This window comes from Xanthomonas sp. CFBP 7698 (assembly GCF_003600855.1).
Lineage (GTDB): Bacteria > Pseudomonadota > Gammaproteobacteria > Xanthomonadales > Xanthomonadaceae > Xanthomonas > Xanthomonas cannabis.
Window position 1 is genome coordinate 50,723 of the sequence record NZ_PRDN01000001.1, and the last position, 25,968, is coordinate 76,690.

Below are 25,968 nucleotides of genomic sequence, written 5' to 3' on the forward strand. Positions count from 1 at the left end.
TGACGGGTATCGGCCGCATCCGCGAGGACTTTAGCGGCAGCGATGGATCACGCTCACGGGATGCTGTGATGCAAGTTCCATACCTGCACAGGGCCGGCGGCTGGCGTCAAAAACCCGTCCGGCCATTCTGCCAGGGCAGCGGCCACAAAAAAGCCCCTCCGAAGAGGGGCTTTGGACTGCGCGGAGCGCTGCCGCATTGCTGCGGCAGATGACTGCAAGTTACTGCAGCAGGCTCAGCACGTTCTGCGGAACCGACTTGGCCTGGGCCAGCATCGCGGTACCGGCCTGCTGCAGGATCTGCGTGCGGGTCAGTTCGGCGGTTTCCTTGGCGTAGTCGGTGTCGCGGATACGGCTACGCGAGGCCGACAGGTTTTCCGAGGTTGCGCTCAGGTTGGCGATGGTGGAGGTGAAGCGGTTCTGCACCGCACCCATGTCGGCGCGCGAGGAGTTGACCGCGGTCAGCGCCTTGTCGACGATTTCCAGGGCCTTCTGCGAGCCGGAAAACGTGGAGATATCCAGGCTGCTCAGGGTCGAGGCGGTGGAGCCGGAAGCGGCCGAGGCGGTGGTGAGGCCGGCGCCGACGGTGATGCCGGTGGCGCTGGAAGTGCCGGCGGTCAGCGAGGTGAAGTCCTGACCAGCCTTCAGCGATTCGATCTGCAACGTACCGTCGGTCTTGATCGAAGCGTACATGCCGGTCTGGTCCAGCTTGTCGTTGATCGCCGCAGCAACCTTCTTGTTCACGTCGGCAGCGGTGTCGCCGGAAGCGACCTTGACGTCGGCGATGGTGACGCTCTTTGCAGCGCCGCTGGCGTCATTGAAGGACAGGCTCATGCCGGAGACCGAACCCGACGCGGTGGCGGTGCCGGTCACGCCAGCGCCGGAGACGGCAGCGGCGAAGCTGGCCTTGCCCAGCGAATCGACGTTGGCGTCGACGATGCTGTTGATGCCGATGGTCTGGCCGGCGTCGGCGCCGACCTGGAACAGCGCGCCGGAGAAGTCGCCGTTCAACAGCTTGGTGCCGTTGAAGTTGGTCTGGTTAGCAACGCGGTCGATTTCAGCGGTGAGCTGCTTGACTTCGGAGTTCAGCGCGTCACGGTCGGTGGCCGAGTTGGTGGCGTTGGACGACTGCACCGACAGCTCGCGGATACGCTGCAGGTTGCTGCCGATTTCGACCATCGCGCCTTCGGCGGTCTGGGCCAGCGAGATGCCGTCGTTGGCGTTGCGCGAGGCAACGTCCAGGCCGCGGATCTGCGTGGTGAAGCGTTCGGAAATCGCCAGACCGGCGGCGTCGTCCTTGGCGCTGTTGATGCGCAGGCCGGACGACAGACGCTGGATGCTCGTCGACATGCTGGCGCTGCTGGTGTTGAGGTTACGCTGAGCGTTCAGCGACATTACGTTGGTGTTGATTACCTGTGCCATTTTGATTTCTCCTAAGCGATTTTTCCGGCAAGGGGGACTTGCCCGGAGCCTCCGCAGGGGGGCCATCAAGTTGGCCGTTGCCGCTGCTGAGATGAATAACGGCGTTGCGTCGGGAACCTTTAGCGAAATTCAGTATTTTTTTACTGTTTTTCTGCGTCAGGGCGAATTGCGTAAGCGTTGTGCAGCAAAGGGTTTGGTTTATTCGGCAGCACCCCGAAGATCTTTAGCGCTGGTATAAATTCCACAAAATAAACTCCGTCCGCCTGCACAAAGGCTCATGCGCAGGAGCGAAGTAAAACGCAGGTTTTCTGCTGCAAATCAGCGGATCAAGTTGAACAAGGACGAGGACTGCATCTGCTGAAAAATGGTCTGAGCGGCCTGCAACGAGGCCTTCTCGAGTTGGTACTGCCCAATCGCCGAGGCGTAATCCAGATCGCGGATCGACGACAGGGTGGTCTTGAGCGTGACTTCGTTGGATTCGAGCAAGGAATTGGCATTGTCGATGGCCGACAACTGCGCGCCGCCCGAAGCGCGCGCATCGATCATCTTCGAGGACGCCTGCGCGATGTCACGCATCGACGACTGCAGCGTATTGATCATGGCCGCCTTCTGCGGCTGTGTCAGCGTGTCGGAATTGAGGGCGCCGACCAGATCGTCGATGGTGGAAAACACGTCCTTGGTGCCGGACGCGCCGATCTGGAAACTGTCACCCACCGCCGGTGCGCCGCTGATGCGCATGCGCACGCCGGCAGCGTTGATGTCCTGGCCATCCTTGTAGGTGCCGGTGCCGACAACTGCATTGGTGCTGTCGCGCACCTCGTAGGTGTCGGCGGCGGTGAACTGCACGCTGTAGCTGCCGCCGTTCCAGCTGCCGGTGCTCGCATCGCGGCTGAAATCCAGCAGCAGCCCGGTGCCGGCATTGGCGGCATTGGCGTGCGCATCCACGGTGCCGTCGCCGGTGCGGACGCGCATGAAGATTTCGCTGCCGGGCAGGGTGTCGCTGACAAAGGTGTCCGGCGCCACTTCCACCTGCTTCTGGGTCTGGTCGCCGTTGTAGGTCACCCCGCCATTGCCCTTGATGAAGGGCGCGCTGCCGTCGGCGGTACCGCCGAACAGATAGCGCCCGGTGCCGTCGGTGCTGTTGGCCAGGCTCACCATGCTGTCGCGCAGCGCGGTCAGCTCCGAGGCGATCGCCTTGCGATCGTCGGGGCTGAGCGAGGAGTTGTTGGCCTGCACCGCCAATTCGGTGACGCGCGCCATTTTGTCGCCGGCCTGCGCGAGCGCGTTTTCCTGCAGCCCGAGGCGGTTCTGCACGTTGTTGGCGTTCTCGCCGAAGCGGGTGATGGCGGCCAGCGCGCGATCCAGGCCGACGGCTGTGCCGGCGGCGACCGGATCGTCCTTGGCGGTGACCAGGCGTTGGCCGCTGGACAGCTGCGATTCGAGCTGGTTCAGCCGCGCCTGCTTGGCCCCCATCGAGGCAACCGACTGGCTGTACATCATGCTGGTGGAGATACGGTCGGTCATCAGCGTACGGCGCCCAGGATGGCTTGGAAGATGGTGTCTGCGGTGGAGATCATCTGTGCGGCGGCCTGGTAGGCCTGCTGCAGTTTCAGCATGTTGGCGGCTTCCTCATCGAGGTTGACGCCGGAAATCGAATCACGGCTGGCCTGCGCCTGGTCGTTGATGACCTTCTGCGCGTCCGAGGCGTAGCTGGCTGCGCGCGCCGCCGAGCCCACCGAGGTGGTCAGGCCCGACAGCGCGCCGTTGAGGGTGACCGTGCCGCTGCTGAGCGCCTTGGCGTCGTCGATCTTGGCCAGCAACTTGGCATTGCCGTTGTCGCTGGAGCCGGCACTCATCGGGCCCACGCCGAAGGTGTCGCCGGCCTTGGGCGCACCGTCCAGCGCAAAGCTCCAGCCGTTGGCGCTGATGGTCTGGCCGGCGGTGTAGGCGAACGGGCCGGCGCCGTCGACGGTGTACTGGTTGGCATCGATGAACTCGATCGACGACGGGGCCAGCAGCGCGGGATTCTGCGCATTGGTGACCTTGACGTCGCTGATCTTGCCGGTGCCCAGGTTGGCGACGGTGGCGGTGGCCTTGACCGGGGTGGCTGCCGCAATGCGCGAAGGGTCGGTGATGGCCACCGACAGGGTGCCGGCCAGCCCGGCGGTGGGCTGCAGCAGGAACTTGTCGCCGCTGGCCGGGGTGCCGCCGACCACCATGCTCACGCCCTTGAGCACCAGCGGATCGGCAGCGGTGCCGGTGCCGGTCATCGGCACGGCCGAGCCGGTGCTGGCGCTGGTAGCCTTCCACGCAGTGCCGTCGAAGCTGAGCGTGACGTCTTGCCCATCCACGGCCGACATGTTGCTGAAGCTTGCGCTCAGCGACGCGGTGCCGGTGTTCTTCGGGTTGGCGGCAGTGGTGGGTGCGCCGATGTTGAAGAAGTTGCCGCCCATCGCGCCATACAGGTCCATACCCTGGCTGTGGCCGGCGTTGAAGGTGCTGGCCATGCCGACGGCCAGGCGGCCCAGTTCGGCCTGGGTCGGTTCCAGCACGCTGCTGCGGAACTCCAGCAGGCCGCCGATCTGCCCGCCCAACGAATTGGCGCTGAGGCTGACGTTCTGGCCCTGGGTCTGCATCGCCACCTGCAGCTTGGTCGGCTGATACGGGTCGGCGACGGTGGTGAGCTTGGAGGACGTGGTACCGACCACCAGCGCCTGGCCACCGGCGGTGAAGACATTCATGAAGCCGCCGTCCTGGATCACCGCGGTACCGCCGGTGTAGCCCACCAGCTTGGTCACCAATGCGTCGCGCTGGTCGAGCATGTCGGGCGAGGCGCTGTCGATGCTGTTGCCGATGGCGCCGTTGATCTTGGCGATCTGCTGCGTCAAGCGATTGACTTCGTCCACCGACGAGGTCAGACCGCTGTTGACCTCATTGCTCAGGCTGTCCATCTGCCCGTTGAGCTGCTTGAAGCGCGTCGCCAGCGAGTTGCCGCTGTCGAGCATGCTCTGGCGCTCGGCGGTGGAGGAGGCATTGGACGACACCGCGCTGGTGGAGTCGAAGAAGTTCGACCACAGCCCGGCCACGTTGGTGGCGGTGTTGGAATACAGCGCATCCACGCGATTGGACAGCGAGGACAGCTGCTGCAGGCGCGAGAGCTCGCCGCCGCTGTCGAGCAGGCGCGAAATGGCCAGCTGGTCCGCCACGCGGCCCACGTCGGTGATCTTGGCGCCATTGCCCACGAACGCGTAGCCCATGTCGGTGGGCGTGCGCGTTGCAAATTCCACACGTTGGCGGCTATAGCCTTCGGTATTGATGTTGGCGACGTTATGGCTAACGGTCGACAACGCCCGTTGGAAGGCGATGAGCGCGCTGGTCCCGGTGGACATGATGGACATGGGCGTTTACCTCAACGACGGATGGTGCCAAGCCCGGCAGGCTCGGTGGTGCTGGCATAACGGTTGGACAGATCGGCCGCCGCGTTGCCGATGGCGGCCACCGCTCGGTCGATGGTCGGGCCGTTGGCGATCGCTGCGATCTTGGCGGCATAGCCCGGATCGGTGGCGTACCCGGCCTGTTGCAAGCCGCGTGCAAAACCCTTGATGTCGGTGCCGGCTTGCAGTGCGCCCTGGTAGCGGCTGTTGTTCTTCAGCAGGCGCACGTAGTCGGCAAAGCTTTCCTCGGCCGAGCCGTAGGCGCGGAAATCCGCGGTTTCGGTGGTTTTGACGCCGTTGACGTATTCGTGGGTGCCGGTGGTGACCTTGGCGCCGTTCCAGCCGGTGGCCTTGATGCCGAACAGGTTGTTGGAATCGCCGCCATTGCCGATGCCGCGTCGGCCCCAGCCGGTTTCCAGCGCCGCCTGCGCCACCAGCGCGCGCGGGTCCACGCCGAGTTCGCGCGCGGCCTTCTGCGCATGCGTCCAGATCTTGGCGACGAACCCTTCCGGAGTGCGTTCGCCCAGGCTGGCTGCGGCGCTGCTGGCGGCGCTGGCGTTGACGGCGGCATTGGCGTCGGCCGCGTCGCTGGCGGCCACATCGGCCCAGCGGTCGTTGGCCGATGGCCAGCTCAGTGCGGCCGCATCGTCGCCGCCGGATTCGCCACCACCGGTGCGCCCGGCAATCAGGTCCAGCACCTGGCTCATGCCGACGCCGCCCAGCGCACCTGCGCCGAGCTTGGCCGCCGCGCCCAGGGTCGCGCCGACGCCGCTGGCGGCGCCATCGCGGGCGGGCAGCGGCAACGAGGCATCGCGCTTGCCGGCAACCAGCGAATAGGCCTTGGCTGCCTCGGCGGTGCTCAGCGAGGTGTTCAACGCCGGGCCGCCGCTGTCGCCACTCAGCTGCTTGGAGATCATCGCCGACAGGCCCAGCCCCTTGCCCTCGGTCAGCGCCTTGGCCATCTGCTGGTCGTACATTTCGCGGAACATCTGGTTTTCGCCCGGAAACATCGGGTCGCCGGAGCTCGCATCGCGCATGCTCTTGACCAGCATCTGCGCGAACTGGCCTTCGAGCTGACGGGAGACCTTGTCGATCTTTGCCGGATCGGCCTTGGTGCTCGGGTTGAGATCAATGGGCGAGGCTGCGATACGCATGTCAGATCACCTCCAGCTCCGCCGTCAGCGCGCCAGCCTGCTTCAGGGCTTCCAGGATGGCGACCAGGTCGCCGGGCGCCGCGCCCACTTCGTTGACCGCGCGGACGATCTGATCGAGCGTGGTGCCGCCTTCGAACTTGAACATGCGGCTGCCTTCGGAGGTGGCCGTGATGGTCGATTGCTGGGTCACTGCAGTGCGGCCGCCACTGAAGGCGCCCGGCTGGCTGACGTTGGTGTTTTCGCTGATGGTCACGGTGAGCGAGCCATGCGCGATGGCGGCCGGCATCACCCGCACCAGCTGGCCGATGACCACGGTGCCGGTACGCGCATTGACCACCACCTTGGCTGGTGCATCGCCGGGCGAGAGTTCGACGTTTTCCAGGCGCGACAGCAGGCCGATGCGCGCGCCCGGGTCGGTCGGCGAGCGCACCGCCACGGTCACGCCATCCACCGCACGCGCGGTGCCGGCGCCGAAGCTGCTGTCGATCGCCGCCACCATGCGCGAGACGGTGGTGAAGTCGTTCTGATGCAGGTTGAGGGTGATCTCGCCGCTGCCGGCAAACACGTCCGGCAAGGCGCGTTCGACGGTAGCGCCGTTGGGGATGCGGCCGACGCTGGGAATATTGACCGAGACGCGTGAGCCGTCCTTGCCCTGTGCGCCGAAGCCGCCGACCACCAGGTTGCCCTGTGCCATGGCATAGACCTGGCCATCGGCGCCTTTCAGCGGTGCCATCAGCAGCGAGCCGCCACGCAGCGACACCGCGTTGGCGATCGAGGACACGGTGATGTCGATCGGCTGGCCGGGCTTGGCGAACGGCGGCAATTCGGCGTGGATGGCCACGGCCGCGACGTTTTTCAGCTGCGGGTTGACGTTCGCCGGAACATTGACGCCCAGCTCGCCGAGCAGGTTCTTCAGGCTCTGCACGGTGAAGGGCGCCTGGCTGGTGCGGTCGCCGCTGCCGTCCAGGCCGACCACCAGGCCGTAACCGACCAGCGCATTGCCGCGCACGCCGCCGACCTGGGCAAGATCCTTGATGCGCTCGGCGCTGGCCGGTGCGGCGATTGCGCACAGCGCAACGGCGGCAGCGAGCAGACGGAAGGGCAGGGAAGACAGATTCATGGTCGCAGGCTCAGTAGGGCGACAGACGGGAATTGAAGAAGCGGCTCAGCCAGCCCATCGCGTTGGATTGGGCGATGGCACCGCGGCCGCCGTAGGCGATGCGGGCGTCGGCCACCTTGCTCGAGGGCACGGTGTTGTCCGGAGAGATGTCGGCGGCGCGCACGATGCCCTGCACCTGCACCAACTCGTCGCCCTGGGTCAGGCGCAGCTGCTTCTGCCCCTGGATCACCAGGTTGCCGTTGGGCAGGCGCTGCATCACGGTGACGGTGACGCTGCCCTGCATGCGGTTGCTCTGCGCGGTGTTGCCCTTGCCGTCGAAACTGCGATCGCCGCTGGTGGAATTGCGCAGCACGTCGGTGCCGTTGACGGTGAGCGGCACGCCGAGCAGCGTGGGGGTGCTCATGTCCACGCTGTCGGACTTGCTGACGGTGGTGTTGGCGGTGGACGAGGCGGTGGTGTTTTCGATCAGGTTCACCGTCAGCAGGTCACCGACATCGCGGGCGCGGCGGTCGCCATACAGATTCAGGCTCGGGCCGGCAGCGTAGATCGCACCGGCGGTGGGCTGCGCCACCGGCGCGACCACCGGCACGATCGGCGCCATCGCCGCAAACGGCCGCACATCGCCGGCGGCCACGCAGCCACCCAGCAGCGCGCTGCAGGCGATGGCCAAGCACAGAGAGGAGAGGGAAGGCAGGCGGGACATGGCGTAAGTTCCTGAGAGGGCGGTGAGCGGCGAGCCGATCAGACGTTGTTGTTCAAGTAACCGAGCATGGAGTCGGTGGTGGAGATGGCCTTGGCATTCATTTCGTAGGCGCGCTGCGTCTCGATCATGCTCACCAGCTCTTCCACCGTATTGACGTTGCTGCCTTCCAGCGCACCCTGCACGGTGTTGCCCAGGCCGTTGAGGCCGGGCGTGCCGTTCTGCGCGGGGCCGGAGGCGGTGGTTTCGACGAACAGGTTCTCGCCCTTGGACTGCAGGCCCGAGGGGTTGATGAAGTCGGTGAGCGTCAGCGCGCCGATTTCCTGCGCGGCGGCCTGGCCGGCCAGGGTGACGCTGATGGTGCCGTCGTTGCCGATGGTCAGCGACTGCGCGCCTTCCGGCACCTGGATGCCCGGCTGCAGCGGGTAGCCGCTGTTGGTGACCAGCTCACCCTGCGCATTGATCTGGAAGGTGCCGTCGCGCGTGTAGGCGGAGGTGCCGTCGGGCATCTGCACTTCGAAGAAGCCGCGGCCGTTGACCATCACGTCGAGCGCGCGGCCGGTCTGCTGCTGGCTGCCCTGATCGAAGCCCTTGAAGGTGGACACCACGCGCACGCCGGTACCCAGCTGCAGGCCGGTCGGCAGCTGCGTCTGCGCGGAGGTCGAGCCGCCCGGCGCACGCACCTGTTGATACAGCAGGTCTTCAAACGCCGCACGGTCGCGCTTGAAGCCGGTGGTATTGGTATTGGCCAGGTTGTTGGAAATGACCGACATGCGCGTCTGCTGCGCATCCAGCCCGGTTTTGGCGACCCACAAAGCCTGATTCATGACCCGATTCCTCGTTAGACCCGGGGATGTGTTCCGGGTACGGGTGGGTATATGCACGTGGCGTGCCAAAGTGGCGCCGGATTTCTGCCGGGTGTGCGCGGGATCACGCGGGCTGGGTGCGCGGGAGCCTGTGCTGCGTTAGCCGCGCTTTTGTGGATGTAGCAAAAAATCCAGGGCTAAAGCTGAGTCGGTCGAGGGCGCGATGCCCTCACCGCTCGCGGGACACGCCGTGAACCCGTCCATTGGGGCCGTGGCGGCATCCATGCGGCCAAGGGTCCCGCAATCGGCGAGGGCACCGCGCCAGACAGTTTGCTGATGACCCAACCAAAGCGGGCGATTTCAATGCTCGCCCAGTTCGCAGCTCTGGTCGCTTGTTTGGGCGTTCGATTGGCACTCGATGCGCGCAAACCGACGGGATGAGCAAATGGCGATCAACAAAGCACTTTGACCACTGCTCTCATACGGGCACCGACAATCTTCACTGGTCCTTGCCCGCTTACCCTCCCGGGACCTTACGCGGCATGGATGCCGCGTAAGAGCCTCCATGGACGGATTCACGGCGTGTCCCGGGAGGGTGAGCAGGCAAGGGCCCTCCAGCCAAGTCACGGACTAGCTGCCCTGCAGCCGTGCCGCAGATCAGTCGCTCTGTAACGAAGCCCCGGATTTTTCGGTATGCCGAACGCGGGCGCCAACCACGCCTTGCGGTTGCCAGCGGCGGGCTTGGCGAAAAAGTGGCAAGCCCGCCGGCGACGATACAGGCGGCCCGCGCCGCTCTTAGCCGCTCACCCGCAGCAGCGAATTGGCCGATTGTGCGTTGTCGTCGCCGTTCTTGATGATCTTGACCTGCATTTCGAACTGCCGCTGCAGCTGGATCATCTCCACCAGCGCGCCGGCGGCGTCCACGTTGCTGCCTTCCAGCATGCCGCTGTTGATGGTCTTGCCGGTCGCTACCGCAAATGCCTGCGCCGGGTCGGTGCTGGTATTGCGCATCAGCCCGTCCGGGCGCCGCGTCAAACGATCGGCGGGCGCATCGACGACCTTCATCTTGCCGACGATGGCCATGGTCTGCGGGCCTTCGCCCTGCGGAATGATCGAAATGCTGCCGTCGCTACCGATTTCCATCGCCTGGTGCGGCGGAATCGTCATCGGGTTGCCGCCTTCATCCAGCACGGCGTGCCCATTGGCGGTGACCAGCTGGCCATTGGCGGTGAGCGCCAGTTCGCCGTTGCGGGTGTAGGCCTCGCTGCCGTCGGGCGACTGCACGGCCAGCCAGCGGTCCTGCTGCAGCGACACGTCCAGCGGATTGCCGGTGACCTTCTGATGGCCCTGGCTGCGATCGAAGCCCTGGTCCACATGCAGCGCATCGATCCGCGACGGATACCCCTTGCCCTGGATCTTGAACGCCTCGGTATTGGCCAGCGCGGCCTTGAACCCCACCGTATCGACGTTGGCGAGATTGTGCGACACGGTGCTCTGCGCCTGCAGGGAGGCGCGGGCACCGGTCATCGCAACGTAGAGGGCTTTATCCATGGGACACCGGGAATCGGGAATGGAGAATCGGGAATGGAGAATCGGGAATCGGGAATCGGGAATCGCAAAAGCGGGATAGCGGGGCTGGGAGAGTAGGGGGGGCAAGGCCGGCATCGCTACGCGCGACGCCGGCTCTTACGATTCCCTATTCCCCACTCCCGATTCCCAGCTCTTAACGGATATTGATGATCGTCTGGGTGACCTGATCCTGGGTCGAGATCATCTGCGAGTTGGCCTGGAAGTTGCGCTGGGCCACGATCATGTTCACCAGCTGCTCGGTCAGGTCCACGGTGGAGGCCTCGAGCGAGCCGGATTCGATCTGGCCCAGGTCCGAGGTGTCCGGGGCGCCCACGCGGGCGGCGCCGGAGGTGTAGCTTTCGGCCCACATGTTGTTGCCCTGCGACTGCAGGCCCTGCGGATTGACGAAGCTGGCCAGAGACACCTGGCCCAGCGGCTTGTCGGCGCCGTTGGAGTAACGCGCAAACACCACGCCGCTGGTGTCGATGCTGATCTCGTTGAGCTTGCCGCTGGCGTAGCCGTCCTGGCGGGTGTCGCGCAGCGCGAAGGCTTCGCCGTACTGGGTGGAGCCGCTGACATTGAGCTGCATGTTCAGCACGCCGGCGCCGGTGCTCGGGGTGAACGGGTCCATCGCGATGATGCCGTTGGCCGGGGTGGTCAACGCGCCGGTGTCGGAGAACTGCAGGGTGGTCGGCGCGCCAACTGCGGCGCCGTCCACGTAGTTGTGTACCTGCCACTCGTTCGGGTTGGCGGTCTTGACGAAATAGGAAGTCTGCACGTGGCTGACGCCCAGCGAGTCGTAGACGTTGATGCCGCCAGTGGAGTGGCTATAGGTCTTGTCGTCGGCCGGGCTGAACGGGGTCACCGTCGGTGCGGTGGCGTTGCCGGGCAGGGTGAAGGCCAGGTTGACCGTGGAGGTGGATTTGGGCGGGCTGTCGGTGGTCAGCAGCTGCAGGTCCGACAGGCGGCCCACGTCGAAACCGTTGCCGCTCGGGTTGGGCGCGAACACCTGCAGGCGTGCACCCTGCGGGTTGACTACATAGCCGTTGGCGTCGGTCTGGAAGTTGCCGGCGCGGGTGTACATCTTGGCGCCATTGGACGACACGGTGAAGAAGCCTTCGCCGGAGACCGCCAGGTCCAGGCTCCGCCCGGTCGGGTCGATATTGCCCTGCGAGAACTGCTGCGCCACGTTGCTGACGCGCACGCCCGAACCCACCGCATTACGCGACAGGCCGTAGCTGGTGCTCTGGAACATGTCGGCAAACTCGGCGCGCGACTCCTTGAACCCGGTCGTGTTGACGTTGGCGATGTTGTTGGAAGTAACGTTCAGATCGGCATTGGCTGCGTTGATGCCGGACAACGAGGTATTGAAAGCCATGGATGAGTTCCTTTAAGTGTCGGTTGCCGGCTCAGCTGACGCGGAGCACGTTGGCGAGCGGGGAGGTGCCAAGCCCCGTCAGGTTGAGATACAGGCCGTCCGAGCCGATGGTGACGCTGTCCACCGGCGCATCGACGTAGGTGGACAATTTGCTTTTGGAGCCGGCGGTGTCGGTCTGGGTCGCGGTGATGCCGTACTTGCCCGCGGCCATGCGGTTGCCGTTGGCATCGGTGCCGTCCCAGGCGAACGACACCTCACCGGCGGCGCTGGCCGGCACGCTGAGCTGCTTGACGAACGCGCCGTTGGCATCGGTGATTTCGAAGTTGACGGTGCCGGCCGAGGTCGCAGCGACCACGCCCTTGGCCGAGCCGGTGGCGTCGATCGCCACCTGCGCGGAGGGCACCAGCACGTTGTGGCCGACCAGCGCCGCGCCCTTGAGCACCTGATCGCTGTTCATCGAGGTGGTGAAATTGCCGACCTTGGTATTGAGGTCGCCGATGCCCTGCACGGTGGAGAACTGCGCCAACTGGCCCAGAAACGCGCTGTTTTCCATCGGTTTGAGCGGGTCCTGGTGCTGCAGCTGCTCGGTCATCAATTTGAGGAAGTCGGCCTGGCCGAGTGCTTCTTCCTTCTTGGCGACGGTGCTGCCGGTGCTCAGGCCGAGACTTTTGTAGAGATCGCTACCGATCGTGCTCATCTGGAGTGTTCCGTTAGGGAATGGCTAGGACGGGTCAGCGACCCATGGTCAGGGTTGCGAGCGCCAGTTCCTTGGCGGTATTGAGCATTTCCACGCCGGCCTGGTAATTGCGCGAGGCGGAAATCATGTTGACCATCTGCGAGACCGGGTCCACGTCGGGCGAGAACACGTAACCGTCGGCATCGGCCAGCGGATGGCCGGGCTCGTAGCGACGGATCGGCGGCGCATTGGTGGTGGTGATCTCCTTGACGTTGACCGAGGTCAGGCTCGGGTCCTGACGGCTCTGCTGGGCCTGGAAGATCGGCTCGATCGGCTTGTAGGTCGCTTCGGCCGAGCCCGCGACAGAGTCCGCATTGGCAAGGTTGGAGGCGATGGTGCTCAGGCGTACCGACTGCGCATGCAGCGCCGAGCCGGCCACATCGAAGATGGGAAGGTTGCTCATGACTTATTGGCCCGTGATCGCGGTGAGCATCGAGCGCACCTTGGATTCGAGGAAGCTCAGCGACGCGCGGTATTCCAGCGCGGCGCGGCCGTAGGCGGCGCGTTCGGCATCGGGATCGACGGTATTGCCGTCGAGGCTGGGCTGATCGGATTCGCGGGTGATCTGGAACGGGTTGAGCCCGGCCGCGCCGCCCACTTCATAGTGCTTGGCATCGGTGGCCTGCATCAGGCCGCCATCCTGCACGCCCTGGGCCGACTTCAGCGCCGCTTCGAAGTTGAGATCCTTGGCCTTGTAACCAGGGGTGTCCACATTGCTCAGATTGCTGGCAATGAGCTTCATGCGCTGCTCGCGCAGCGCCAACGCGTCGCCGTGGACGCCGAGGAATGAAGAGAAGGGACTGGACACGGTGCTCTCCCGCGAAGTGTTGCAAGGGAGGAAGCAATGTTTGTGCCAAACCGGGATGGTATGGGCGCCGAACTGGCAAACACATCCGCAGTGCCCGACGGACGGTCTTGGAGCGGCTAACAAACCTCGCGAGCATCCGTCAGATAGATGCAGCTGTCGCACTGACGATCGGAGTGCACGCGTGGTACAGGCCGATTCGAGCACCGGCCGCGCTCGCCTGGCAGCTGCGCAGTGGATCTGTCAGCTGCGCTTGGCTGCCATCACCAGACGTGCTGCTGCACGGTTAAGGGCTGCCACTGGCTGTGCAACTTGCAGGCCAACCAGGATTGTCTGGTAGGAATTAGCTCAGCGCAGCGTGTGATCAGCTGCGGCGACGCCTTTTCAAGGCGTGTGCTTGCGTACGGCAACCACTGTATTCCCAGGTCTTTCGGAAGTGGGGGCTGGCCGTCACCCGTAGGGTGGAACGGCCGCACAATTGGATCAGGCCGCTTCGGCGACCACTTTCAGGCGGGCCAGCACGTAATCGGCCAGCTCATGTGCGCTGTACTTGGCCACGAAGGCATTGGCGCCCACCTGCTCGACCATGGCGTTGTTGAACACGCCCGACAGCGAGGTATGCAACAGCACGTACAGGCCCTGCAGGCCCGGCGTGCGCCGGATTTCCGTCGTCAGTGTGTAGCCGTCCATGGCCGGCATTTCGATATCGGAGATCACCATGGCATAGCGGTCGGCCGGATTCTCGCCGGATGCCGCCACCTGCAGCAGGTGATCCAATGCCTGGCGGCCGTCCGAGAGCAGGGTGGCCGAGACGCCCAGCTGGTCGAGCACGCTGCGGATCTGCTGGCGCGCCACGCGCGAATCGTCCACCACCAGCACCTGGAACTGGCGGTCGTAGGCCACCAGCTGCAGCGACGGGTCCAGCTGCACGTCCTTGCTGACCTTGGCGATGTCAGCCAGGACGCTTTCCACGTCGATGACCTGGATCAGTTCGCCCTGGAAGCGCGTCACGGCCGTCAAATAAGTGGCTTCGGCGCCCAGTTCCGGTGGCGGGTGGATGTCTTCCACCGCGATATTGACGATGCGCTCCACGCCGCTGACCAGGAAACCCTGGACCGAGCGATTGAACTCGGCCACCACCAGGTAGCCAGGCCCGTTCTCGGAGTGCGAATCGCGCTCCGGGTGGCCGATGGCCAGGCCCAAGTCCAGCACCGGCACCGAGCGCCCGCGCACGTCGGCCACGCCGGCGAACTCGGTCGGCAGCCCCGGTACCTGGAACAGCTCCGGCCGGCGCAGCACTTCCTGCACCTTGAAGACGTTGACGCCAAAAAGCTGGCGTCCGCCCAGCCTAAACAGCAGCAGCGCCAGTCGATTGTGGCCAGCCAGTCGGGTGCGCTGGTCGATGCGGTTGAGCAGATCGTGGGTCATGGGGCAGATATCGACAGCGCCCTCGGGAAACTTGAGGGCTTTGTGGTTGGTCGGGGGGCGCTGTCGGGATTGGGGATTGGGGATTGGGGAATCGGGAATCGGCAAGAGCGGGGTCGTTCCGCAGAAAGCTTGAGGCGAAGAGCTGCTGATGGCTTTCGCCTGGCAAATCCCGCGGCAGCAACGAACGCCGACCACCGCTCAGCGACCAACCCATTCCCAATTCCCAATTCCCGATTCCCGATTCAAAAAACAGGCACACCTCTTGCACTGTCTTCCGGGTCTTCCTCCGGATCTGGTCCCATGCGCCTGCTCCTGCTTGTCATCTTGTTGGCTGCCGCTCCGGCCTGGGCCCAGAGCTATCAGTCTGTCGATTCCATTCGTGCGGCGGCGCTGGCCACTGTTGGCCCGGACGCGGAGGCCGAGGCCACGCTCGATCCGGGTCTGCGCATGCCGGCTTGCCCGATCGCGCTGCAGGCCCAGCCCACCGGTACCAATACGGTGGAAGTGGCCTGCCCGCAGCCCGCGGGCTGGCGCCTGTTCGTGCCGCTGAAGGTGCGCCGCAACCAGGATGTGCTGGTGTTGCGCCGCGGCATCAGCGCTGGAGAAACCATCTCTTTGGCAGATATCAGTATCGAGAAGCGTGACGCCGCCCGCATCGTCGGCGCAGTGCTAGCCGACCCGGTGGCCGCAGTGGGTAAGTCGGCCCGCCGCATCCTACCGGCCGGGTCGCTGCTCTCGGCCAACGATCTGGTGACGCAGCGGTTGGTGCGCCGCGGCGACACCGTCCCGCTGGTGTCGCGCAACGGTGGCCTGGAAGTACGCATGAGCGGTCGCGCGCTGTCCGATGCCGGCGAAAACGAACGGGTGTCGGTAGAGAATTCCTCGTCGCGGCGGGTAGTGCAGGGCATCGTCGAAGCGAGCGGAACCGTTGTGGTCTCCAGGTAAAAATTTTCTATAAAGTTTTTTTTCTGGGTGCCGTTATCCCCTACGACCTGTAGAGGAGTTCCTGACATGACCCAGAAAATCGAAGGTAATCTACCGACCGCTGCCACCCTTCGCACCGCGGCCACGAGCAGCAAGATCGCTTCGGCTGGCGAAGATCGCGCGTCCCCGGTTGCCGCAACCCCGCCGACCGACAGCGTCAAGCTGACCGGCGAGGCCACCAATCTGCAGAACCTGCAGCGCGAGCTTTCGCAGTCCTCGGCGATCGACACCGGTCGCGTCCAGGCGGTGAAAGAGGCGTTGCAGAACGGCAGCTACTCCATCAACCCGGATGCCATCGCCAGCCGCATGATGGATCTGAATCAGCAACTGGCGGGTTGATTCCCGACTGAAAGGATGAACGTGAACGAGTTCCTGCAACGTCTCAGCGATGCGCTGGCCGGCGAACGCCAGGCATTACTCGAGAACGACATCGATGGCTTGATGCGACACACGCAGGACAAGCTGTCGGCACTGCGCTCGCTCGAAGCGGCAATGCCCGAAGGCGAAGAAGAGCGCCTGCGTGAGCTGGCCGAAGCCAACCGCGCCAATGGCGCGCTGCTGGCACGCCGGCGCCGTGAAGTGAACTGGGCACTGCGTCACCTGGGCCGCACCGAGAGTGCGCCGTCGTATGACGCAAAGGGCCAATCCAACGTGCTGCGCGGCGGACGTTCGCTGGCCGTTGCCTGAGTTGCCCGCGCTGCGCCAACCGCGCGCCGGCCGCTGCTGATGGTCCGCCGCAGGCCAGGGTGCGTGCACGCCCTGCAGGCCTGCCGCCGGTAAAACCGGCGCATCGGCCGTGCACGCTTGCCAACTTCGCAACCCGCGACGTGTGCGCACCGCCGCCCATTGCGTTGATCGTGATGGCACGCATCGCATGCCTGCCTGTCGCCAGGCAGCACCATCCGGATCGCATCTCGAGCACGCCGGATGACACCTCGCACCCATCCGCATGACCACCGCGCCCCTGTTTTGGTCGCCGCTCTAAGACCAAGCGACGATATGGCGTGCCAAGGGTTCGGCGTATATTGAGGTGTCCCTGCTGCCGCCTCGTCCCGTGACCGCCAAGTTCTTTCTCAATCAAGCATTGTTGCCGTCCTCGACCACGCTGCGCGCCTTCGGCGATCAGATGCTCGAAGGCGTGTTGCTGTTCCGCGCTGACGGGCAGCTGATCCTGGCCAACGCCATCGCGCGCCAGAGCCTGTGCAAGGAAGACCCGGCCGACGATCGCAATCTCGGCGAGCGCATTTCGCAGGTATTGCCGTCGGATGCGCTCAACCAGGCGCGCAGCAAGGGCAGCTGGACCGGCAGCCTGCCGGTGGCCGAGCGCGTGGTCATTGCGCATCTGTATTACAACGAAGAGCAGGGCATCGGCCATTTTCTTGCGTTGTTCCATAACATCGAAGGCCAGCAGGACTACGAGCGCGAGCTGCAACAACGCCATGCCGAGCTGCGCCAGGCCTACATGCGCTTGAACGGTGCGCAGGACAAACTGCTGCAGTCCGAAAAAATGGCCTCCATCGGTCAGCTGGCCGCCGGCGTGGCGCACGAGATCAACAATCCGATCGGCTACGTGCACTCCAATCTCGGCAGCCTGCAGGAATACCTGCGCAGCCTGTTCACCCTGATCGAAGCCTACGAGCGCGCGCTGCAGGCGCCGGACCCGAAAGCGCTGATCCCGGAAATCGACGAGATCCGCAACCGTGCCGACATCGACTTCATCAGCCGAGATCTGCCGCAGCTGATGGCCGAGTCGCGCGAAGGCATCGAGCGGGTGACCCGCATCGTGCGCGACCTCAAGGACTTCTCGTACTCGGACCGGTCCGAGTCGTGGAAGATGGTGGACCTGCACGCCGGCCTCGAATCCACGATCAACATCATCTGGAACGAGCTCAAGTACAAGGTCACCCTGGAGCGCAATTACGCCGAGCTGCCGCTGGTGGAATGCCTGCCGTCCGAGCTCAACCAGGTGTACATGAACATGCTGCTCAACGCCGGCCAGGCCATCGTCGAGCGCGGCACGATCACCGTCACCACCGGCCGCGATGAAGCAGAGAACGTCTGGATCCAGTTCCAGGACAGCGGCGCCGGCATTGCCCCGGATCTGCTGCAGCGCATCTTCGACCCGTTCTTCACCACCAAACCGGTGGGCAGCGGCACCGGCCTGGGGCTGTCGATTTCCTACGGCATCATCAACAAGCACCACGGTCGCATCGACGTGGAAAGCACGCCGGGGCAGGGCGCCAGTTTCCGGATCGTGTTGCCGATCCGGCAGCCGAAGTAGCGGGGAATCGGGATTCGGGAATGGGGAATCGTTGGAGCCGGTTGCTGTGCTTCGGTTGATTCCTGCAACGAAAGATGCCGATGCGTTTGCGTCGTCACTAGAAGGTAAGGAGCACGATGCAGCGGCTCAAAACTCGCCCAGGCTGCTGTCTGCTTTAACGATTCCCCACTCCCGATTCCCTATTCCCGGCCGTTACGCAGCTCGTCATGCGTGCGGAACGCCTGGCGGATGTGCTCGCGCAGTTCGTCGTCGTTCCAGGGTTTGGTCAGGAAGCGGTAGATCGCGCCGCGGTTGATCGCCTCGGTCACCGTGGCCAGGTCCGTGTAGCCGGACAGCACCAGGCGCACGGTGTCGGGGTAGAGCATCTTGACCCGGCCCAGGAACTCGGTTCCGCTCATGTCGCTCATGCGCTGGTCTGACAGGATCACCTGCACATCGTTGGTGGCGAGCAGGTCGAAGGCGTCGCGTACGTTGCCGGCGGCCAGGATGCGGTAGCCGTCGCGGCGGAACAGCCGCACCAGCGAACGCAGGACGTTTTCTTCGTCATCCAGCAGCAGCAAGGTGCGGTCCGGGCGGCTTTCGGCAAACGATTCCGGGCGGAGATACCGGCGCCGCAGCGCCATGCCTGCAGACTCGGCCGACATCGGCTCGCCGAACAGATAGCCCTGGAAGATGTCGCAGTCGTTGCGGCGCAAGAAGCCCAGCTGCGCCTGCGACTCCACGCCATTGGCGATCACCGTCATGCCCAGCTGGTGGCCCATCGCAATGATCGCGCGTGCGATCGCCGCCTCGCGGCTGCCGGCCGGCGCGCTCTTGATGAAGCTGCGGTCGATCTTCAGCCGGTCCACCGGATAGCGCACCAGCGCGCTGAGGCTGGAATCGCCGGTGCCGAAGTTGTCCAGGCTCAGGCTGATGCCTTCGTTGCGCAGGTTGGCCATCGTCTCGTGGACGAAGTTGACGTTGTTGGTCAACGCACTTTCGTTGATCTCCAGCGTCACGAACTGCGCCGGCACGCCGGCGGTCTGCAGCATGGCCATCACTTCGTTGAAGAAGCCCGGGCGTAGCAGCTGCAGCGTGGAGACGTTGACCGCGATGCTGAAATCGTCAAAGCCCTGGTCGCGCCACAGCCGCGCCTGGCGTACCGCGTTCTGCAGTACCCATTCGCCGATCTGCACGATCACGCCCAGGCGCTCGGCGGTGCGCATGAAGCGCTCCGGCACCAGCATGCCCAGGGTCGGGGATTGCCAACGCAGCAGCGCTTCCATGCCCACGATGCGGCCATCGCGTGCGCTGACCAGCGGCTGGTAGCGCAGCCGCAACTCGCCGTGCGGGATGGCATCGACGATCTGCCGCGCGATGATGCTTTCGCTATGCGCGTTGGTGGCCGAATTGCGCGTGTACAGCCGCACCGTATTGCCACCTTCGCGCGCGGCCTGATAACTGGCTTCCTCGGCGTAGTCGAGCAGGGTGGACAGCGAGGTCGAATGTTCCGGACACAGGCTGATCCCGACCTTGCCGGTCATGAACAAGGTGTACGGCAATACCGACAACGGCAGCTCCAGCTGCTGACGGATCTCTTCGGCAAAATCTTCCGGCAACGGCGTGTCGTCGCGGCGTACCGCCACGATGACCATCTCGTCGCTACCGTGCCGCCACAGCTTGCCGCGGCTGCCGAGGAATTCCTGCAGCCGGCGCGCGGCCAGCGTCAGCGCCTGATCGCCGACCTCGCCACTCATGTTCTCGTTGATCGACGCGAAGTGATCGATATCGACGTGGAAGATCATCAACGGCTGGCCACCGGAAGCGGCAGCGTCGACCAGGTGCAGCAGTTCGGGATTGCCTGCGCCCAGGCGTGTCGGTTTGACGATTTCCAATCCGGGCGGGATCACAGGGCTCCACATGACTCAACGTCCACCATCTTCGTGGACGGACTCGCCGGCCGGGTGATAGGGCAGGCGCAACGTCACGCGCGTGCCTGCTCCGGGAGCCGATTCTATCGCGAGCACACCGCCAACGGTTTGCGCACGCTCACGCATCACGATCAGCCCCAACCCACGCGGACCTTCGGGCTCGAAGCCATCACCGTCATCGACCACCTCCAGACGAAAACTCTCGCTGTCAATCGACTGCAGGCTCATGCGCACCTCGCCCGCGCAGGCATGCCGCAGCGCATTGGTCAGGCTTTCCTGCGCAATGCGGAAGCAGGCCTGTTCGATCTCGTTGCCCGGGCGTACGTCCAGCGCCTGGATATCCAGCTCCAGCCGCACCTGCGAGGCGCGGAACAGCATCGAAGCCTGCCAGCGCAAGGCTGCTTCCAGCCCCAGTGCATCGAGTTGTGGCGGACGCAACAACATCGACAGATTGCGCAACTTGGTCACCGTGCTGTCAGCCAGCGACACCACCTCCAGCAGGTCCTCACGGCGCGCCTGCGGATCGGGCTCGTCCAGCGCCGCGTGTGCAGACAGCTTCATCGCAGTGATCGCCTGGCCGATGTCGTCGTGCAGATCACGCGAGATGGCGCGGCGTTCGTCCTCCTGCAGCGAGAACAATCGCTTGGCCATCGCCTGCAATTCGGCATTGCTCTCGGCCAGCGCATCGCGCATGCGCTCCGGTTCGCTCAGGTCGCGTACCACCAGCAACTTGCAACTGCGCCCGCCATAGCGGATGTCGCCGGCCGACAGACCGGCATAGAACGTGCTGCCGTCGCGACGGCGCATGGCGCGCGCACTGGACACTGGCTCGTTGCGGTCGCTGCCGGCGCGCAGGTACTCGCGCACCATCGGCAGGTCGGAGTCGCCGACCAGGGTCTGCAACGGTTCGCCCAGGATCGTTTCGCCCTGGAAGCCGAACTGGGCGGAGCCGGCGGCATTGGCGTACATCACATGCTCGTCGGCCAGGATCAGCACGCCGTCCGGCAGCACCCGCACCAGTTCCTTGAATTGTTCCTCGCGCTCGCGCAGCAGCCGCCGCGACTGTTCGCGTTCGCTCACGTCCTGCAAGGTGCCATGCACATGGCGGGCGCCGCTGGGCAGGGTCACGCTCTCTGCGCGCAGGTGCACGGTGCGTGGCTGCGAATCGCCGCCGGTCAGCGGCAGCAGCACATCGATCTGCACCTCGCCGCCGGTGCACATGTCTTCGATCATGCGTTCGATGCGGGTCTGGGTGGCGCTGTCGGAAGCGGTCAGCAGCTCTTCCAGCCGATGTTCGCGGCGATGCATGGGCACGCTGCGCCCCAGGATGCGATACACCGCCGACGAATAGCGTCCCAGACCGGTGGCCCGATCCAGCTGCCACGAACCCAGCCGCGCGATGCCTTGCGCTTCTTCCAGTCGCTCCAGCGCCTCGTCGCGCAGGTGCTGCGCCTGGCGTTCTTCGCTGCGGTCCACCGTCACCACCAGGCGGGCAGGGCCGCTGGCAAGATGCAGCTGGTTGCTGCGGACTTCGACATGGCGCAGCCCGCTGCGGGTCAGCAGGTCTTCGTTCAAGACGCAGGTGACCTCGCCCTTGCCGCGGATCTGCGTGATGATCTCTTCCAGCCGCTCGCCATCGGCATTGGGCCAGATCGCCTGCAGCGTCTGCTGCAGGAATTCATCGCGCTCCCAGCCAAAGAATTCCAGCGCCGCCGGGTTGGCATCGAGAATGCGCATGGTCGCCAGGTCATAGATGAAGGCCGGGCTGGGCAGCGCCAGGAACTTGGCCCGCAGCACGGCCTCCGACTGCGCCAGCTGCGCATGCTCGTCCACGATCAGTGCCACGAAGCGGCGCAGCACCAGGTGGATGACGATGCTGGACAGCAGCAGGAAGCTGGCGTCCGACCAGCGTTCCGGCGCCGCTGCACCGGCCAGGTTGAGCAACCGGTTGCCCAGCAGCAGCCACACCACACCGATCAGCAGGTACAGACCGGTCAGGGTCCACAAGCCCTGCTGCAGGCGCTCGGCGAGGCGAAGTCGGGACACGGGAGGGGACGAAAACGCGGGCACGGCGACAGGTTGGTGCATGGGTCCGCGGACGACCTTTGGAGCTGGCGATGGGGCCATCTTAGCCGTAACTCGGTCCGGTTCGGTCGCGCTGGAAACAGGTGCCTCAACTAATCCGCCGAACGGCCGTTATCCATTGCGACTCCGAGGCAGGGGTCGATCCTTCGGAGTGTTCCAGAGTGGACTCAGGCGTCATTGCAAGCATGCTGCAGCACCCGCTGACCTCGGCGGTGGTGTTGTTGGATGCGCATGGCCAGCCCCTGGCGGCCAACCGCGTTGCGCAGTCCATTGGGCTGCCGGCGACCCTTGGTGCGTATGCCGAAGTGCTGGAAAGCAGTCGCGCCCAGGTGGCCGACAGCGGTGGCATGACCGCCTGCGTGCTGCCCGGAACCGGCGGCGGACGTCTGGAAGGCTGGCTGCGTGCGGTCTGCGACGAGCACGGCCAGGTCATGGCCTTCACCTTGAGCATTCCCGAGCCGATGGGTGCCGATGGCACCAGCCGCTGGGAAATGGGCCTGGACAGCGCCGATCACGGGCTGTGGGACTGGGACATCCCGGCCGATGTGGTGTACCGCTCCGAACGCTGGACGCGCATGCTCGGCTACTCCGAGCAGCCACTGCCGAACAATCTCACCGCGTTGTCCGGGTTGATCCATCCCGATGACCACGCGCACGTCAGCGCGGCGGTGCAGGCGCACCTGGACGGGCGCACCGAGACCTATGTGGCCGAGTTCCGCCTGCGCCAGCACGACGGGCAGTGGCGCTGGATCCTGGACCGCGGCCGCGTGGTCTCGCGCACCGCCGACGGCCGCCCGTTGCGCATGGTCGGCACGCACACCGACGTGCATCACCACAAATTACTCGAGCAGCAGCTGCGCGAGCAGCAGGCCCAGCTCGAAGACGCCCAGCGCATTGCCAGCATGGGCAGCTGGAGCTGGGATTCGACCAAGGACGCGTTGTGGGTCTCGCAGGATTTCCTGCAGCAGCTTGGCATGGCCCAGCTGCGCCTGCACGGCGTCCGCGATCTGCTGCGCCTGCTCGCCCGGTCCTCGCTGGCGCAACTGCGCAGCGCCTGGCGCAAGATCAAGCACGAAGGCTTGCCGGTCCATTTCGAGCTGGAGGTCAACGGCCTGCCAGGCGTCAATCCGCATCATCTGCGGGTGTGGGCACAGCCGGTATTCGATGGCGACGGCAGCATGGTGCGCGTGCTCGGCCAGCTGCAGAACGTCACCGAACAGCGGCAGACCGATGCGTTGATCCGCTGGCGCACCGAGCTGCTCAACCGCGTGTCCGCGCTCGGCAAGATCGGCGGCTGCGAGATCGAGGTCGATACCCGTCGCATGCAGTGGACCGAGGAGTGTTACCGCATCCACGGCCTGCGCAAGGAAAACATCACCCTGGAGCAGGCGCTTGCGCTGTACACCCAGGATTCGCGCGACGCGTTCGAGGCGGCATTGCTGCGCATTTCCGATGGTGGCCTGCCCGAGCAGCTGGAGCTGTGTTTCTACCGCAACTCCGGTCAGCGCATCTGGGTGCAGGTCCTGATCGAACTGGACCGCCGCGAAGGTCTGCCGCCGCGCTATGTCGCCCTGTTCCGCGATGTCACCCGCGAGCGCGAGGCCAATGAGCGTATCGAGCTGCTGGCGCATTACGACCGCCTGACCGGCCTGCCGAACCGCTTCCTGCTGCGCGAGCAGGCCGAAAACGCGATCCGCGAAGCGCATGAGCGCGGCCAGGTGCTGGCCATGCTGTTGATCGATCTGGACGGGTTCAAGAGCATCAACGATTCGTTCGGTCATGCAGCCGGCGACAACCTGCTCAAGCTCGCCTCGGCGCGCCTGCATCAGCATCTGCGCAACAGCGACCTGTTCGGGCGCTTCAGCGACGACGAATTCATCGTGCTGCTGCGCGACCTGTCCGAGCCGGAAGATGCCGGCCACGTGGCGCGCAAGCTGATCAGCGCGCTGGGCGAACCGCTGCGCAAGGATCACGTCACCCTCAAGCTCGGTGCCAGCATCGGCATCGCGCTGCAGGGCGAGGGGCTGTCGGACTTCGACAGCCTGCTGCGTGCCGCCGATGCGGCGATGTACGCGGCCAAGGAGTCGGGCCGCAACACCTTCCATTACTACAGCCAGGACGTGCTCATGCGAGCGCAGCGCCGGCTGGAGCTCGAACACGCCCTGCAAGGCGCGCTCGAGCGCGAAGAATTCACCCTGGTCTATCAACCGCTGGTCAATACCGTGGGCGATGCCTCGCCGGCGATCGAAGCGCTGATGCGCTGGAACCGCCCGGGCCATGGCCCCTGCAGCCCGGCCGAATTCATCCCGATTGCCGAAGAATGCGGCGAGATCGTGCGGCTGGGCGAATGGGTCATCGGTGAAGCCTGCCGTCAGGCCGTGGTCTGGGACCGTGCCGGGCTCAATTTCAGCCGTATCGCGGTCAACGTTTCGGCCGTGCAGCTACGCGAGCGCGGCTTTGCCGAGCGCGTGCTGGAGATTTGCCGCGACAACAGCTGGTCACCGTCGCGTCTGGAGCTGGAGCTCACCGAATCGGCCCTCATTCGCGATTCGGATTCGCTGCGGCGCTGTTTCGAACTGTTCGAACAGAACGGCGTGCTGCTGGCGGTGGATGATTTCGGTACCGGCTTTTCCAACCTGCATTACCTCAACCGCTTCCCGGTGCAGCGTCTGAAGATCGACCGCAGCTTCGTACAGGGCATGCTCGACGACGCCAACACCGCCGAGGTGACCCAGGCCATCGTGCATCTGGGCCACGCGCTGGGCATGCAGGTCGTCGCCGAAGGCGTGGAGACCGTGCAGGAAGATGCCTTGCTGCGCCAGCAGGGCTGCGACGAAATTCAGGGCTATTTCTACTCACGTCCGCTTTCGCCGCGCGACATGGCGCAGTGGCTGCGCGAGGCCGAAGCCGGCATGCGGCTGGGTGCACGGCTGGTGATTGCCAGCTGACGCCCAGGCCAGGCCAGCGCCGTCATCCTGATGCCGCGCAGCCACCCGCAGACGTTTTATCCGCTTGCTGCCGCAGGATTGCGGCCTGTGGTCGTGCGGTGGGCTTCCCGCTCCGGCACCACGAACTAAGCCGCGGGCTTGAACGCCAGTTTCCGATCATGCGCGCGTTGACCGCCCCAACGGGTGTTGGAGCGGCAAGGTGCGCGCAACGCCTTGATGCCGCCCTTGTCCGCAACGTCGAACCAATCCGCTGACGCTGCATCCTGCACTCGAATCCTCGGAATCTGTCTTCATGCGTGCGAGCGCATCGTCAGGTTTTTTCCAGCTGCGAGGTGCCTGTAGCAGATGCAGTTCGTCGGCAACGCTGGTCGGGACGCGGGCCTAGTGACCGCTGGGCATCGCTCAGGAACTGGTGGATTGGCTGGCGAGCAGGCGAATGCGCGGGACGAGCGTCCCATCGAAATTCACAATAGACCGCTCATCGTCTGCCGCATCTGACACGCGCGCGAGTGCTGCCGCGGCAGTGACCAAGGCGAGCGTTCTTGATGGCATCTGTGACGCTCAGCCTGAGAACCAAAGCGAGTTCATCGCTCTGATTGACTGACACCGAGGCTCAGGATTCGGAACGAATCATCCCCAGGTGATCCTGGTGACCGCCGGGACCACTCGGCCATGCGCGACGATCCGGTCGGGCAGGGCAGGTCAAGGCGGGGATGGTCGCCGCACGCGCCCGCCAGCGAGAGTGGCGGCGATTCGGCACGGCCGACGACAGGGAACCCTTGGATGACGACAGGCACCCCTCGGAATCAGGCAGTTCCACAACACCGCGGGGCGCCTGCCGAGGCACGCCCCGCCGTCACTGCATCAGCGTCCCGATGCGCCCACTGCGGCCCCGTCCAGCCCGAGATCCCAGGCCACCGTGGCAAACAGCAGCTCCTCTTCGCTGCAATCGCGGCGCGGGTTGATCAGCGCCTTGACTTCGGCGAGAGCGGCCAGCTCCAGTCGTTCCAGTGCGGCCGGCATCCGGACACGCCGCAGTCCCGGCTTGGCGGCTGCGCTTTGCGCGATGCGCTCGGCATGTGCGGCGGCCAGTGCCGCTGCCTGCAGCGCGGCGGTGGGAGCGTCATCGAGGGGCGGGGCGAGAAGCGTCATGAGCGAAACACCAGGTCGTTGCGGAACGACAAATCCCCGGAAGGCCGGGGAATGTCGGA

General features: G+C 65.1%; 21 protein-coding genes. 5 read left to right on the forward strand and 16 right to left on the reverse strand.

Annotated elements, in window-relative coordinates; all coding sequences use genetic code 11:
- Positions 1 to 219 precede the first annotated feature (219 nt).
- From XnspCFBP7698_RS00240 to XnspCFBP7698_RS00305, 13 genes are all read right to left on the reverse strand, one after another.
- Positions 220 to 1,419 (reverse strand): flagellin, encoded by a 1,200-nt coding sequence (locus tag XnspCFBP7698_RS00240; RefSeq protein ID WP_104580609.1) that lies wholly within the window; start codon positions 1,417 to 1,419, stop codon positions 220 to 222.
- A gap of 318 nt (positions 1,420 to 1,737) precedes the next feature.
- On the reverse strand, positions 1,738 to 2,943 hold the full coding sequence (gene flgL, locus XnspCFBP7698_RS00245) for a flagellar hook-associated protein FlgL (protein ID WP_104580610.1): 1,206 nt from the start codon (positions 2,941 to 2,943) through the stop codon (positions 1,738 to 1,740).
- Positions 2,943 to 4,817 (reverse strand): flagellar hook-associated protein FlgK, encoded by a 1,875-nt coding sequence (flgK, locus tag XnspCFBP7698_RS00250; protein WP_104580611.1) that lies wholly within the window; start codon positions 4,815 to 4,817, stop codon positions 2,943 to 2,945. The genes flgL and flgK overlap by 1 nt, the downstream gene beginning before the upstream one ends.
- Before the next feature lie 11 nt (positions 4,818 to 4,828).
- Entirely contained in the window at positions 4,829 to 6,007 is a 1,179-nt protein-coding gene (locus XnspCFBP7698_RS00255; protein ID WP_104580612.1) for a flagellar assembly peptidoglycan hydrolase FlgJ, read from the reverse strand.
- A 1-nt stretch (position 6,008) separates the two neighbouring features.
- Positions 6,009 to 7,127: a flagellar basal body P-ring protein FlgI gene (locus XnspCFBP7698_RS00260; protein WP_047696164.1), complete on the reverse strand. Its 1,119-nt coding sequence runs from the start codon at positions 7,125 to 7,127 to the stop codon at positions 6,009 to 6,011.
- A 10-nt stretch (positions 7,128 to 7,137) separates the two neighbouring features.
- Positions 7,138 to 7,830, reverse strand: a complete 693-nt coding sequence (gene flgH, locus XnspCFBP7698_RS00265; protein WP_047696166.1) for a flagellar basal body L-ring protein FlgH — start codon at positions 7,828 to 7,830, stop codon at positions 7,138 to 7,140.
- A gap of 38 nt (positions 7,831 to 7,868) precedes the next feature.
- Positions 7,869 to 8,654 carry a flagellar basal-body rod protein FlgG gene (gene flgG, locus XnspCFBP7698_RS00270; RefSeq protein WP_047696168.1) on the reverse strand — a complete coding sequence of 262 codons (786 nt, stop codon included), beginning with the start codon at positions 8,652 to 8,654 and terminating at the stop codon, positions 7,869 to 7,871.
- 774 nt (positions 8,655 to 9,428) lie between these two features.
- Positions 9,429 to 10,184 carry a flagellar basal-body rod protein FlgF gene (flgF, locus tag XnspCFBP7698_RS00280; RefSeq protein ID WP_019300290.1) on the reverse strand — a complete coding sequence of 252 codons (756 nt, stop codon included), beginning with the start codon at positions 10,182 to 10,184 and terminating at the stop codon, positions 9,429 to 9,431.
- 172 nt (positions 10,185 to 10,356) lie between these two features.
- Entirely contained in the window at positions 10,357 to 11,580 is a 1,224-nt protein-coding gene (gene flgE / locus XnspCFBP7698_RS00285) for a flagellar hook protein FlgE (RefSeq protein WP_047696172.1), read from the reverse strand.
- Positions 11,581 to 11,611: 31 nt separating this feature from the next.
- A complete protein-coding gene (locus tag XnspCFBP7698_RS00290) occupies positions 11,612 to 12,277 on the reverse strand; it encodes a flagellar hook capping FlgD N-terminal domain-containing protein (protein ID WP_039564604.1) in 666 nt (221 codons plus the stop codon).
- Between the two features lie 34 nt (positions 12,278 to 12,311).
- Positions 12,312 to 12,719: a flagellar basal body rod protein FlgC gene (gene flgC / locus XnspCFBP7698_RS00295; protein WP_005914451.1), complete on the reverse strand. Its 408-nt coding sequence runs from the start codon at positions 12,717 to 12,719 to the stop codon at positions 12,312 to 12,314.
- Positions 12,720 to 12,722: 3 nt separating this feature from the next.
- Positions 12,723 to 13,124 (reverse strand): flagellar basal body rod protein FlgB, encoded by a 402-nt coding sequence (flgB, locus tag XnspCFBP7698_RS00300; RefSeq protein WP_039415202.1) that lies wholly within the window; start codon positions 13,122 to 13,124, stop codon positions 12,723 to 12,725.
- Between the two features lie 480 nt (positions 13,125 to 13,604).
- On the reverse strand, positions 13,605 to 14,549 hold the full coding sequence (locus tag XnspCFBP7698_RS00305) for a chemotaxis protein CheV (protein ID WP_003482947.1): 945 nt from the start codon (positions 14,547 to 14,549) through the stop codon (positions 13,605 to 13,607).
- A gap of 300 nt (positions 14,550 to 14,849) precedes the next feature.
- Between XnspCFBP7698_RS00305 and flgA the strand changes: the two genes are divergently transcribed.
- From flgA to XnspCFBP7698_RS00325, 4 genes are all read left to right on the forward strand, one after another.
- The gene (gene flgA, locus XnspCFBP7698_RS00310) at positions 14,850 to 15,494 is read left to right on the forward strand and encodes a flagellar basal body P-ring formation chaperone FlgA (RefSeq protein ID WP_039403905.1); all 645 of its coding nucleotides are present in this window, start codon (positions 14,850 to 14,852) and stop codon (positions 15,492 to 15,494) included.
- Positions 15,495 to 15,560: 66 nt separating this feature from the next.
- Entirely contained in the window at positions 15,561 to 15,872 is a 312-nt protein-coding gene (gene flgM / locus XnspCFBP7698_RS00315; protein ID WP_039403903.1) for a flagellar biosynthesis anti-sigma factor FlgM, read from the forward strand.
- 15 nt (positions 15,873 to 15,887) lie between these two features.
- A complete protein-coding gene (locus tag XnspCFBP7698_RS00320; protein WP_039564602.1) occupies positions 15,888 to 16,220 on the forward strand; it encodes a flagella protein in 333 nt (110 codons plus the stop codon).
- Between the two features lie 367 nt (positions 16,221 to 16,587).
- The gene (locus XnspCFBP7698_RS00325) at positions 16,588 to 17,814 is read left to right on the forward strand and encodes an ATP-binding protein (protein WP_047695195.1); all 1,227 of its coding nucleotides are present in this window, start codon (positions 16,588 to 16,590) and stop codon (positions 17,812 to 17,814) included.
- A gap of 179 nt (positions 17,815 to 17,993) precedes the next feature.
- Here XnspCFBP7698_RS00325 and XnspCFBP7698_RS00330 read toward each other — a convergent pair whose 3' ends face one another.
- Together XnspCFBP7698_RS00330 and XnspCFBP7698_RS00335 are read right to left on the reverse strand one after the other, a co-directional pair.
- On the reverse strand, positions 17,994 to 19,715 hold the full coding sequence (locus XnspCFBP7698_RS00330; RefSeq protein WP_039403898.1) for an EAL domain-containing protein: 1,722 nt from the start codon (positions 19,713 to 19,715) through the stop codon (positions 17,994 to 17,996).
- Between the two features lie 3 nt (positions 19,716 to 19,718).
- Positions 19,719 to 21,851, reverse strand: a complete 2,133-nt coding sequence (locus XnspCFBP7698_RS00335; RefSeq protein WP_184372672.1) for a PAS domain S-box protein — start codon at positions 21,849 to 21,851, stop codon at positions 19,719 to 19,721.
- 119 nt (positions 21,852 to 21,970) lie between these two features.
- On the opposite strand from XnspCFBP7698_RS00335, the gene XnspCFBP7698_RS00340 reads away from it, so the two are divergent.
- On the forward strand, positions 21,971 to 24,757 hold the full coding sequence (locus tag XnspCFBP7698_RS00340) for an EAL domain-containing protein (RefSeq protein ID WP_184374256.1): 2,787 nt from the start codon (positions 21,971 to 21,973) through the stop codon (positions 24,755 to 24,757).
- A gap of 864 nt (positions 24,758 to 25,621) precedes the next feature.
- Here the strand turns inward: XnspCFBP7698_RS00340 and XnspCFBP7698_RS00345 are convergent.
- Positions 25,622 to 25,909, reverse strand: coding sequence for a hypothetical protein (locus XnspCFBP7698_RS00345; protein WP_039403892.1), 288 nt, complete (start codon positions 25,907 to 25,909; stop codon positions 25,622 to 25,624).
- Positions 25,910 to 25,968: the final 59 nt, after the last annotated feature.

Bases quoted from the DNA above. Each gene is read 5' to 3' on its own strand.
- XnspCFBP7698_RS00240 (WP_104580609.1), bottom strand. From the start codon at position 1,419: ATGGCACAGGTAATCAACACCAACGTAATGTCGCTGAACGCTCAGCGT.
- flgL (WP_104580610.1), bottom strand. From the start codon at position 2,943: ATGACCGACCGTATCTCCACCAGCATGATGTACAGCCAGTCGGTTGCC.
- flgK (WP_104580611.1), bottom strand. From the start codon at position 4,817: ATGTCCATCATGTCCACCGGGACCAGCGCGCTCATCGCCTTCCAACGG.
- XnspCFBP7698_RS00255 (WP_104580612.1), bottom strand. From the start codon at position 6,007: ATGCGTATCGCAGCCTCGCCCATTGATCTCAACCCGAGCACCAAGGCC.
- XnspCFBP7698_RS00260 (WP_047696164.1), bottom strand. From the start codon at position 7,127: ATGAATCTGTCTTCCCTGCCCTTCCGTCTGCTCGCTGCCGCCGTTGCG.
- flgH (WP_047696166.1), bottom strand. From the start codon at position 7,830: ATGTCCCGCCTGCCTTCCCTCTCCTCTCTGTGCTTGGCCATCGCCTGC.
- flgG (WP_047696168.1), bottom strand. From the start codon at position 8,654: ATGAATCAGGCTTTGTGGGTCGCCAAAACCGGGCTGGATGCGCAGCAG.
- flgF (WP_019300290.1), bottom strand. From the start codon at position 10,184: ATGGATAAAGCCCTCTACGTTGCGATGACCGGTGCCCGCGCCTCCCTG.
- flgE (WP_047696172.1), bottom strand. From the start codon at position 11,580: ATGGCTTTCAATACCTCGTTGTCCGGCATCAACGCAGCCAATGCCGAT.
- XnspCFBP7698_RS00290 (WP_039564604.1), bottom strand. From the start codon at position 12,277: ATGAGCACGATCGGTAGCGATCTCTACAAAAGTCTCGGCCTGAGCACC.
- flgC (WP_005914451.1), bottom strand. From the start codon at position 12,719: ATGAGCAACCTTCCCATCTTCGATGTGGCCGGCTCGGCGCTGCATGCG.
- XnspCFBP7698_RS00305 (WP_003482947.1), bottom strand. From the start codon at position 14,549: ATGACCCACGATCTGCTCAACCGCATCGACCAGCGCACCCGACTGGCT.
- flgA (WP_039403905.1), top strand. From the start codon at position 14,850: ATGCGCCTGCTCCTGCTTGTCATCTTGTTGGCTGCCGCTCCGGCCTGG.
- flgM (WP_039403903.1), top strand. From the start codon at position 15,561: ATGACCCAGAAAATCGAAGGTAATCTACCGACCGCTGCCACCCTTCGC.
- XnspCFBP7698_RS00320 (WP_039564602.1), top strand. From the start codon at position 15,888: ATGAACGTGAACGAGTTCCTGCAACGTCTCAGCGATGCGCTGGCCGGC.
- XnspCFBP7698_RS00330 (WP_039403898.1), bottom strand. From the start codon at position 19,715: ATGTGGAGCCCTGTGATCCCGCCCGGATTGGAAATCGTCAAACCGACA.
- XnspCFBP7698_RS00335 (WP_184372672.1), bottom strand. From the start codon at position 21,851: ATGGCCCCATCGCCAGCTCCAAAGGTCGTCCGCGGACCCATGCACCAA.
- XnspCFBP7698_RS00345 (WP_039403892.1), bottom strand. From the start codon at position 25,909: ATGACGCTTCTCGCCCCGCCCCTCGATGACGCTCCCACCGCCGCGCTG.